Origin of the sequence: Nonomuraea sp. KM90, from assembly GCF_052246675.1 — a bacterium.
In the GTDB taxonomy this organism is placed as follows: domain Bacteria; phylum Actinomycetota; class Actinomycetes; order Streptosporangiales; family Streptosporangiaceae; genus Nonomuraea.
The window spans coordinates 139,628-150,994 of sequence record NZ_JBQQCB010000019.1 but is presented as its reverse complement, the minus strand read 5'-3'; the positions used below and the strand labels follow the sequence as shown (position 1 = coordinate 150,994).

Here is an 11,367-nt window from a genome sequence, read left to right as displayed (position 1 = left end):
CTCCGACCAGCAAGAACCCAGCACACAGGCGTGGACACACGACTCGCAGGCTCTCCCACGCCCGTTGTCCCAGGTCAAACACCCAATTCAGCGCTCTCGTCTGCCCACTAACTGCGAAACTCGGGTTAAAGCTGCTGGTGGCACCGAAGCGAGACCGCCCGGAACAGAACGCGTCCTCAGCTCTGGGCAGGGTTGGGGTGCGACACTACCGATCCTTCCTCCGCCAGGTGCACGAAAATGCCCAAAATACGCTCAGCTGACGGCAGTTTTGGTGCCGCCTCCGTGGCGGGTGATGCGAGGGCGGAAGCGTACCCTGACGGCACCTCGGGTGAACGCGGAGTCGGTCGCTTTACTGGACCAAATATAGGCCTCGCCGGGTGCTAGCGCTGCCATCTTGGTAGATGTCAAATCAGCCAGGGACGCGTTTGCCTTCTGCAGATGTTTTAGCCAGGCCGGTGACGTGAACTTGTGCAAGATCACATGATTGGAGAGTTCAATAAGGGAGATCGGCACGGAAGGGGGATCTTGGCTGGCGACCAGGACACTCATGCCCTTGTGTCGCATTTCGCGGACACTTTCCACTAGTCCGGCCACGAGGTCGGGACTCTCGATATATTTATGGGCTTCATCAAAAACCACTAGCTTGTTGAAACGTCGGCCATTGTCTTGAGCCTCGGCGAAGAGCTGCATGAGGACTACAAACAGTCCGAGCGCTTCGTCCTTCTCAATGAACTCGTCTCGCAGGTCAACAATGATCATACGACCTGGTCGCACCAGTTCCTTTACTCGTGCGCCGTCGTCAATATATTCCTCCGCGAGGTCGAGTCGCTGCTGGGCGAGTTGTTTTAGGTTGTCGGAGAGCCCGGATTGTTCCACTCCATGACGGATGATTTCAAGCCGCAAATCGTTGCGGTGTGCCTTCATTATTCGCTGAAGTTGCCGGATATAGGTGGACTGGTTGCCGATAGCCCCCATTAGGAAGCGCCAGTGTTCTGCGCGAAGCTCACTGGAACCGAACTTAAGCGGGAGGACCTCGATACTGGGATATTCCGCACGACGCTGATCAAGCTGATCGGCTGGCACCAACATCACGACATCTTGAAGCGCTGCGGGCGCTGCCCCATAGCGCTCCCGAAGCAGAGCGATCTGAGCGGCATTGTCGTTCGGCGCGACCATGCTGGTGAATTCCGGCGCATAATCCAAAGTCGGGCTGTAGTGGAACACGATCGTCGCGAGAGGGTGCGGCAATTCATTGACCAACGGGACGGCGAGCGAGGCGGCCTCGATGATCGACCCAAGCGTGTAGCTCTTCCCGCCGCCTTGAACACCGAAGAGGCTGATCGTGTGAGTCTCATTGAGGTCCAGGGCAATACGCCGTCCAGCGATCTCCCCGAGAACACCGTACTGAGGTGACGGAGTACTGGATCCTAGGAAGATGTCCGGTGGTTCGGTTTCGGGCCGGCGCACTGACTCTGGTTGTCTGACAGCTTCTAGCTCAGAGATCACGGGGTGCTTCATAGATGTTTCCAGCGCGGGATCGCTGCCGACGTGGAGGTCCTCTGGAATTTCCGGTTCCTGCGGTTGGGCTGTCGGCTCTATCCGGGAAGACCCCAGGTCGTCATCGACTGCGGGCGCGAGGTCCTCGTCGGGATCGACGGGAAGGATCGGATCATCGGGCACCTCGTGAGTACGCGTTGGTGCACGGAAGGCGGCATCGGTCAGCCGTGGAACGGACAGCGCGAGAGCGCCCAGGGTCGCGGACGTGGCGCGGGAGTCAAGAACAGGATCGGTCGGAACGGCTTCGATCAACTCTTCCGCGAGATTCTTTCCAACACGGTGAAACTCAATGCCATCTTCCACCTCCAAGCCCGACCCGTTGCTGGCGAGATCGAAGACCAGACCAGTCCGGGTGAACTCCAACCGGTAGCCACCGTCGAGCCGGTCAAGCATCCATTGCGCCTCCCGGGCGGCGTCCGCTCGCATTGTTCCATGCCGCACGGCACGGCCCAGGTAGGAGCGGAGCAGCGTTGCGAGTTCGGCGTTTTTCACCGCACGATCAGGCCGATCAGGCTGAGTACGCCGTGGGTCGAAATGTTCGGCGAGTACAGCTGCGCTCTCGTTGACCTGCTTAGTCATCTCCTCCTTGAGCTGCGGATACGCCGACAGGTTGCGATAGCACTTCACCTCGACCAACCGGCACGTGAGGGTGCGGTTCCGGGCATTGAGTCCAAAAAGGGCTAGATCGGCACGTTTGAACCCGATCGCTTCGCCCACCTCGTCAACCCGCTGGCGTGGGCCCCGATAGAGTTCAAGGTGCGCGTCCAGCGGGATGACGATTTGATCGGCGAGAACTCCCTGGTAATCGAGAAAGAGCCGGGCCAGAGACAGGCCCAGAACTTCGGTCTGCGCGGTGGACGCCGCTGAGGCGAGTTTGAAGGCGAGCCGTCCGGAGAGTAGCCGGAGTTGATCGAAGAAGGTCGTGGTGTGCCGCGGATCGAGCGTCAGCCCATGCTGCGCGATGACGGGAGCCATGAGGGCACGAAGTTCGTCGACAGACCGGGAGCTGACCACGATGTGATGGCCTAGCCCCTCGGCGCTCTCAACATCGAAATCAATTACGTAGTCGGGTCGTTTCTCGCTGCTCGGCCGGTCGAAATATTCCACGCCCAGCGTCCGATCGACTGTGACGACCCAGTCGCTGGACCGGTGCGCTTGGTGAAGAAGGGTGTTGTCCTGCGGAGTGAGCGCTAGCGTGACTTGCGGGACCAGGCCCGTGCCCACTTCGCCCGTTGTCACCGCGGCAGCGGCAGCAGAGATCGCTTGGGGTAGGGCGGCCAGCAGATCGGAGAATTCCTCAGCACCAGGAATCGGGTATGCGGGGCCGTGCCGGGGCAGTTTGCGCCACGTGGCTCGTTCGCCGTCCGTCTCCTCGGCGGTGTTCTGGACGTCCTCGGCGTAGATGACGGTCACGTCCTGACGGAGCCCATGAACGGGCGTCATCGCGGCTTCTTCACCGCGAGCGGCGGTGAAGGTTTCCCCGCTGAACGCGTCGAACAGGAACGTGACGTGTGCCGGATGCTCGCTGGTTGCCGCACGAAATTCACTCAGTGGGCGTATGGCCACCGCAAGCTTGGGAACGATTCCGGACTTGGATCGCGTATGAAATGCTTCGGCGGCGGCAGCCGTGCTCCATTCACCGCGTAGCAGCGCGGCCAGGGCGTCACCTTGCCCTTGGGCATTCGGCTCATGGGTGAAAAGTCGCAAGTCAAAGTTGACGTCCTTGGTCTCTTTCTGAGACGCGAGGTCGACCAGCATGTCGGCGAGGTGATCGGCGCTTCCCGCGTTCACCGCGCTGATCACGAGTGTGCCGACATACGGGTGAAGCATCACATACCGTGCAACCCGATTGGCGAGTTGACGCCCCGAGACGGCCTGTCCGCCGAGCCACCTATCAGGAAGGCGTAGCCCGGCAGCGAGTTCGGCCAGGAGGCCTTGCGGATCATCCGTGTCGGTCGGCAGACAGACACCCCAGAAGGGGCTGAGGTCACTTGCCGCGATGCTGAGCTGCCTGCCGTCGCGCGGTACTGCGATGGGAAATCCCAGCGGAGTCATCCCCACCAGGGTGTGCCATGCGATATTGAGCGCGTCTGGGTCATTCTCCGCAGCGTTGTCCAACCAGTGGCGTCCGAGTTCAGCCCAGGTGGCCAGCCAGAGGAGCCGGAGGGGGTGTGTCGGTGCCACTATGGTCACCAGCCGATGGATGCCCTCGGGGCTGACACAGTCGGCTTCGACGGTATCGATCTGAAGAAGTGCGTTCAAGCCGCGAAGGTAGGCGGGGAGTTCGTCGTCACCCGCCCGTTCGGCGCGCTGGAGGCGCGCTCGCAGCAACTCCCAATACGCCATCGCGTAGGCATGGATCAGGTCACGGAGGGTGTTGAAGTCAGCACCCTCGACGATCAGCCCTTCGGCTCCTCTGATAGCGGCGAACAATGCGGCTCGTGTCGCGAGAAACTTCTCGTCACCATCGATCTCCCCTGACCAGTGCAGGAGCTCCGGTGTGGGCGCATCGGCCTGTCCACCTTTGATAGGCAGCCGCCAGCGGCAGATGCTATCCGGATCGCCGAGAATCGCACGCTGCAGGTCGGCCAGCGCGGGGGAGACCCCGATTTCCGTTGAGCCGTGCGCGCCGAACGCGGCCACCAGAGTGTTCCTCCCGGCCCCCTGCGCGCTCTTCCACGCAACGGATCGGCAATGGATGGCACGCCAGTCACGCCCGTCCGCGAGCGCGGCGAATCCCAACCTGCGCAACGCGTGCGTGACGCCAATGTCTTTCCCCGCTCGGTTCTGTGGAGGGGGGTCGTCCATTTCGTCATCGACGATGACGAAGAACCGGTCGCTTTCGTTCAGGGGCTGCTCGTCATTGGGGCCGGGCTGCGTCGCCATCGGCAGCCCCTCGTCGTCGAGTGGAACGACCCGGACGAAGTGCCAGCCCTCTTCGAGGTTGGCGGCGCGGAGCTTCTTGAGCGTGGTTTTGTATGAGGTCTTCCCTGTCTTGCCCGCCACGGCCGCTGAGGCGACGCCGGTCTGCCCGAATTCCTCCGACCAGAGCTGGACGCTGAACTTCACGAGGCCCGGTACCTGTCGTGGATCAGGTGCTACCTGGAAGGTAAGGGGAAGCTGAGTAGGTCCTTGTTTTCCCGCGATCAGGAAAAGCTGTCCGGTGAGATTTCGCAGAGCCGGGCTTTCGGCGTGCTCGGGACGGTCGCCCGCTCGCGGGAGGTCGACTTCGCCGACGGTGATGCGGATCTCTTGCACTGGGCGTTCCACGCGAAGCGGCCAGTGCTGGAATGCGAGCCGCCAGTTCGCGCGGTCCACCACAATGCGACGGGTCCACTCCCGAGGATCCTCCAGACCGACGCCAACGACGAATGCGGCCAGCTTCGACTGAAAGTCAGTATCGCTGAGCTGGAGTTCGATGACCCGCGACCGCTCTGAAGACTCGTGCCGGTTCAGGATCTGCATCTGCCTGACGTTGCGGGCTGCCCGCGTCAGCACCTGTGCGGGATCCTTGAACAGATCAAAGTCAGGGATCAGACCGAGTTCGAAGAGCGCTGCCCCAGCTGCCACCGGGTCATTCTCGTTGAGTCGGATCGTCAACAGATACCGGGCGCGTGCGTAAGACTCGCTATAGGCCCATTTCTGATCGTTGAGAGCAGTGAACAGGCTATCGATGCCGTATCCCAGCTCAAGGGGAAGCTCTCGGCGGATCCGGCCAGCAAGATCGTGGTAGACATCGCCGAGATTGAGCTCTTCGAAGGTGGCGATGCCAAAAGAGTCCTCCGCGCTGGCATGCGTACCTGGTGGGACGAAGGCTAGCAGCGGGGGCCGCTGCCGGCCACGTGCGTCCGGGTTACGGAGCTCGACGAGCTTGGTGCTGCTGACCCCCACCTCGGCGGGCACGTCGGGAGACTCACCCAGTACATAGACTTGGGCGTTGTGGCTCACCGCCGCACGCACCCGGCGACAGAGCCGGATCGCAAGGGCCGCGCCAAGGTCCGTGATCCGCATGCAGTGCCCAGCTTGCCGGGCTTCCAGAATCCCTGTCAGCCGTGGGGTAAGGGCTGCTTCCAGCGCCGCGTCCAGGTCATCATCGCGTAGTTCGCGAAGACCGTTGCTCATCGCGTTGATCCAATGGTGTAGCGAGGGATGATGGTCTGGGTGAGGTACGCGTCAGAGAGATCCGAGTAGTAACCAATCTCGCGGAGCCGCGATGTGAAGGCGTCGCGGTTCGCCTTCAGCGCCCGCTGGTCTGTGATGGTCGCCCGTTCGAAGCCATCACCTGGCGGCAACTGATCGATATAGATGCCATAGCGGTTACGCAGGATTGAAAGGAACTCATCCACACGAAGCGGTGCAGTTTGAAATCCCCCACCGGGGCTCTGCCGCAGCAGGGAGAGCTGGAGCAGGACCTCAAGTAGCCGACTATCCAGGATGAACCGTCGGTCGCCCTTGTTGGGCTGTGCGATCATCGCTCCTGGCCGGTTCTTCAACAGCAGTGAGTCCAGGCACTCCCTGAGATATTGGCGATGGAACTTCACCCGCCGCGCGGCGATGACTTCGATGTAGGTGGTGAAGTCGTCTAGTCCGAGTTTGACGATCTGTGAGATCTGCTCGTCCACCCCACCGTCGGCACCTCGAAGCTCCTCCATCAGTCCGGAGAGGCGCCGCCCGAAGAAATTCCTCCGGTCGGCTTCCCACGCCGGACCCTGGAGCGCCAGCAATTCGTCCACGCGGAAGAAGTTTCGAGCAGGCCGGGGAAGCTTCCCGAGATCGGCCAGCTGGGCGGCGAACTCATCGAGTTTCCGTACAGCGAAGGTCGCTCGGACGAACTCAGGGATGCGGTTGAACCAGGAGGCCGCGCTCCGTTCGGCCAGCCGGGCAACCGGCGTGGCGGTGATTCCGGCGACGTCGAGGAAGAACCCGTGCTCAACCGACGGGCTGCCCTTGAGCAGGGCTGGCAACGACTTCGTGATCCGCAGATGGTATAGCGCGAGATGAAAGGCGAATAGGATCTTCAGATAGTCGATCAGCACGGTCCGGGGCACATGGTTTTGGTGACGGAGCAGTCGCAGCACGTCATCGGCGAGCAGATCGGAGGCCTCGGGGTAGAGCGGTGGGCGGAATGGTGCCACCTTGCGAGCTTCCCGATCAGTGATGGCGCCCCGCTCCGCCACCGAGAGGTTGATCAGTGCCTGGGTCTCTACATCGATTTCCACACCCAGTTGCGGAGCTTCGGTTCGCCGATCCGCTCCCTCGAAGAAAAATTCGCGCAACAGCTGAAGCGTCGTTGCGCCACGCCCTCGTGAGGCATGCAGGAGCATGGCGTAAAGCTGCTCGTCCGCGTTATAGGGGCGGGACCTGCGGGAATTTCTGAAGCGGTAGGTGAAACCATGTAGTGGCCGAAGTCCGGCTACTGCCTGTGTGCTCTTGCCCCGGTTGACCACGTCCAGGAGATGGGTCTCCAGCCAGCGCCGGGTCGTGTCGGAATCGAAGCCACTGAATGACTCGGGATGTTCCAGGAAAGCTTCGGCGAAGTCCTCGACGGTAAGATCAGCGGTCCTGGAGATGACACTGGACCTGCCTTGGAACCAGAGCCGGGGCATGAACGCGGTGAGAACCCGGTCCATCTCCACCTGTTTGTAGTCCAGATAGCTCACACCAGGAAAGCGAAATTCCTTGTGATCTTTATGCATCGTCTTCGCCCCTTCCTGCCGCTGATCGCATCGGAATGACCTGCATGACCAGACGGTTACTCGACTCCCGAGAGACTTTTCTCAGATCCTGGCCGCCGGTGGTGAGCACTACCTCCTGGTAGGGCGTGGCGGACAATTGGTTCTTGAAAATGGTCAGCCCAAGATAGAGCCCCTGCTGCTCGGCCACTCCGGGAAGATAGCCGCCCTGCAGCCGGTGCAGCAGTTCGAAAAGGTCGAGCTGGATCCGCAGTTCAGCTGAGTGATCGCCATCCTCGAACCGCAGGACGAGCCCGTCTGGCTGCTGCTCCAGATAGGGAGAGCCGGTGGCGCCGTACGCGGAGAGACTGAGGGTAGAGGCCCGGAAAAGCCGGTAACTGCGGATAGTTCCTCCGACGACCTTTCGAATCTGCAGGGCGAGATCATCGCCGAGTTGCCGGGGGTCAGACAGCCCTTCACCGCGGTTGATCGCGGCGACGAGTTCCGGAAGGTGCACTGCGACCTGCGCTGGATTCTCCAGCAGGGAGAGGAAACGGCCGGCGGAGCGGTAGGGCAGCATGCGCTCCGACCGGAGGTCGTCCACGCATTCGAAGAAGAAGCGTCGCCTGGCCGAGGCCAAGTAGGACATGTGTGCGGAGGGCCGGCGTGCGCCCGCGGTCGTGCTCCGCGACAGACGCGAGAAGAGCGCGTTCAACAGCTCGACATCGTAGGAGCCACGCTGGTCCACTGTCATGACCGCTTGTCCCGCATCCGGCCCGACGTAGTCGAGCCTGCGATCCAGCGCGGGGTCCGGCACGCGGGCGACGTCCACCTCGCGCAGTAAAGTCAGCAGACGGTCCTCGGTGTCCGACGCTCCTCTCCAGCTGTTGAAGTAGAAGCCGGAGAGAATTTCCTCCGGGGTCCCGGCGCGATAGAGATCGTGAATCTCCGCGCAGTCCCGACCGGAGGTGAGAGTGTAGGCCAGTGTCGAGCGCAGGTCCCGGATCGTGATATGCAGCTTGCCCTGCAGGTGCGTGAGTGTGTAGAGCTCACGTAGCCTGGCGACGACCTTCGGACCCGCGCTGGGGTGTGCCAATGTCCGGGCGTTGTGCGGTGCGTAGCACGTTTTGACCAGCTCGCAGGATTCGCACTCGGCCCAGAATTGTTTGTCGGTCATTCGGGCCAGCATCCGATCGAAGATCGACGACCCGTACTGTTCGTCGGTGACCGCGACGACGCTGCGCTGGTTGAGGTTGACCACCGCGACGCCATCTCGCGCGAGATCACCTTTCAGGCCGTCTCGTACGGCTTGCCCCAGCCGGCCGAACGCCTTCTCGTGGGTGGCGATGAAATCGACGAGCCGTCCCTCGTTGATTGCGATCAGCCGGGTTTCCCCAGAGTCAGGGAACTCCTCCGAATCTCCGGCGAACGCGGCGAAGAAGTTAAGGAGAACCTCGTCGTTGGCCGTTTCGCCCTCGTCCTGGCTGCCATCATGGTTGGTCCGCAGCCATCGGCCGTCGAGCAGGCGGATGTCTACGCCGTTGTCGCGGGGCTCACCTCTGACACCACCACTCTTCTCCGCCTTCTTGATCAGATTGTCCAGGAAGGCAGTCTTGCCGTCTCCGGCGTTACCGGTGATCACGACCAGCCGGTATCTGCCAGCCAGCACGTCCGGGATGAGCCTGGTGTCGAGTTGAGTTGCGACGTAGAGGTCATACGCGCCTTGGCTACGGGTACCCGCGTTACTGCTGGTGCTCTGGCTGTAGAGCGACTTCAAGTGGTCGACGAACGGATTGATGCTGTGTGCCGACGGTCTCGGACGTGGGTCGGGCACCAGCAGGGGCAGTCGCCGGTGGACGTTCTCCCCGATCGCCTCCAGCGCGGCCAGGAATTCGGCCGCGCTGGTGAATCGGGCACCACGCAGCGGAGCGATCGCCTTCATTGCCGCCGCGGCGAGTTCCGGCGCGAGATCCGTCAGCCCATGAAGTGTGGTCGGGTCGGTCGGGGTTTCGCCGATGTCGGCGCCGCCCCTTGAGGCGAACGGCCACAGCCCGGTCAGCACCTCGTAGAAGGTCACGCCGAGCGAGTAGATGTCCCGGTCCACGAGGTCGGCGGTGCTGGGCGGTCCGACGGGACGATCGGGCGGGGCGTAGGGGGTGGTTCCTCCCGCTTTGGACAGGCTCGATCCGGCAGTCACCGCGACGTTGAAGTCGATGATCTTGCAGCCGTTGTCGGTACGCATGAGATTGCGCGGTTTGATGTCGCAGTGATACACGCCCTGCTCGTGCAGGTAGACCAGCCCCCGCGCCACATCGGCTGCGAGCTTGACGGCGTCGGCCGGACCGAGGGGCCGACCCTTGATTAGAGTTCCGACTTCCTGCCCATCCAGGTATTCGAAGATGAGATACGGATACGTTCCGCCGTCGAGGTAGGAAGCTCCCTCGACCTTGACGACATTCGGGTGGGAGAGCCCGCGCAGGACTTGATATTCCTGACGAAGGCGTTCCACCACCGAGTCGCGGTCTCTGATCACGATCTTGATGGCCTGGTCGGTCCCGGCGAGGTTGTCGAAGACCTGATAGACCGCACCGAACGTGCCCTTGCCGAGCTTGCGTTGCACCGTGTACTGCGAGGTGAGCTGATAGCCATCGGGAAGGTTGTCATAGTCGGGAGCCAACCCCGCGCCGCCCGCGGCGCTGCTAACGCCGCCTGATGGAGTGCCGTTCGACCCGCTGTCCTGGCTGGGAAGCCGGCCCCTTCTCGCGAGGGTCAGCGCCTTGTGCGCGTCAGCCGCCGATGGGCGTGCGGATGGCGCGCGGGCGCACATCTTTTGCAACAGCTCGACAATGGGCTCTGGGAGGCCGGCGTTGGCCATCGGCTCAGGAGGCAGAACGCTCCCGCGCTCCCACTGATCGGCGGTGGAGACAAAGGGCAGCTCACCGGTGAGCAGCTGATACGCGATTATCCCTGCCGAGTAGACATCGGAGGCGCGGTTCATCGCCTGTGCTCGCTCCTGACATTCGGGAGCGACATAGACGGGATCCAGGATTTCCGCCAGTCGGTTGACGACGGTGTGATCACGTGGAGCCTCTGGGCGGGCATAGTCGAATCCGGTCAGCAAGGCCTTGCTGGCTCCGGTAACCAGCACCGCGTCAGGGGACAGCGCCCGGTGGATCACCCGGTACGCGTGCGCGTGCGCGAGGCCTCGAAGCAGATCTCCGATCACCCTGAGTTTGGCGTCGGCGGTGAGGGCGCTTCTGTGATTGACGGGGAACACTCGGAGGGCTTTGCCGGGCACATCCTCCAGGACGAGGACGAACTGGCTCTCGTCCTCGATGGCGAAGAAATCACGGCGTCCGACGACGCACTCGTGCGGCGGCATCTGGGTCAGAACTTCGTACGCGTTCGCGATGGCGAGCCGTTCAGCGGCCCGCTGCGCCTCCGGCAGGAACGGGTCGGCGCGATAGACCCGGAGCCTGACCTTGTCTCCGGACCGCGTCGTCGCGTTGACCGCGCGATACTCGGTGACCTCGTCGGTCCCGCCGAGCCGTTCGACAACTTCCCAGTTTCCGAACCGCTGCGGTCCGGTCGGATGCTGGACGCTCCCGGTAAGCGCGGTCACCAGTTTTTCGCTGTAGGGCCTGATGTCGCGGACGAAGCCCGTCCGGACCCGCGAGACGTCCTGAAGCATCCGGACCACGTCGAGGAGCGTGGCCGTATGGTTGGCGTCGGCTTCCGGGCGGTTGTTGGTGTCGATCAACTGGGCATCATCGGCGGTCAGCAGCACCACTGCGTCAACGAAGACCCGACTCAACGCCGGATCCGCTCGTTCGAGAACGCCCTTCAGTGCCTTGGCGTGTCCGCGCAGCTTCGCCACAGGCGAGCCGTATGACGCACGCCGCGACGGGTACCACTTGCCCCCGATGACCTCCACTCGCCCACGGACGCCTTTGACGTCGATGAGGCAGAGGGCATGGTCGGTGACGACAGCGAGATCGACCTCGTAGACGCCGCCGCGCACCGGGAGCTCAATGTTGTGCAGGACGAGCCAGTAATCCGGGGCATGGTCGCGAAAGTAGGCGATCGCCTGACGCTCGGCCTCGTTGACCGGGGGGCCGCCACCGAGGATCTGCGCCAT

The 11,367-nt window shown here is 62.6% G+C and carries 3 protein-coding genes; all 3 read right to left on the bottom strand.

Going from position 1 to position 11,367, the window contains the following annotated elements; all coding sequences use genetic code 11:
- Nucleotides 1-252: 252 nt before the first annotated feature.
- The 3 genes from mads8 to mads6 are packed head-to-tail and all read right to left on the bottom strand — an operon-like array spanning nt 253 to nt 11,367.
- The gene (gene mads8, locus ACTWPW_RS22025; RefSeq protein WP_443169784.1) at nt 253-5,679 is read right to left on the bottom strand and encodes a methylation-associated defense system ATP-binding protein MAD8; all 5,427 of its coding nucleotides are present in this window, start codon (nt 5,677-5,679) and stop codon (nt 253-255) included.
- Nucleotides 5,676-7,253 (bottom strand): methylation-associated defense system protein MAD7, encoded by a 1,578-nt coding sequence (gene mads7, locus ACTWPW_RS22020; protein WP_443169783.1) that lies wholly within the window; start codon nt 7,251-7,253, stop codon nt 5,676-5,678. The genes mads8 and mads7 overlap by 4 nt, the downstream gene beginning before the upstream one ends.
- Entirely contained in the window at nt 7,246-11,367 is a 4,122-nt protein-coding gene (mads6, locus tag ACTWPW_RS22015; RefSeq protein WP_443169782.1) for a methylation-associated defense system protein kinase MAD6, read from the bottom strand. The genes mads7 and mads6 overlap by 8 nt, the downstream gene beginning before the upstream one ends.

Bases quoted from the DNA above. Each gene is read 5' to 3' on its own strand.
- mads6 (WP_443169782.1), bottom strand. From the start codon at position 11,367: ATGGCGCAGATCCTCGGTGGCGGCCCCCCGGTCAACGAGGCCGAGCGT.
- mads7 (WP_443169783.1), bottom strand. From the start codon at position 7,253: ATGCATAAAGATCACAAGGAATTTCGCTTTCCTGGTGTGAGCTATCTG.
- mads8 (WP_443169784.1), bottom strand. From the start codon at position 5,679: ATGAGCAACGGTCTTCGCGAACTACGCGATGATGACCTGGACGCGGCG.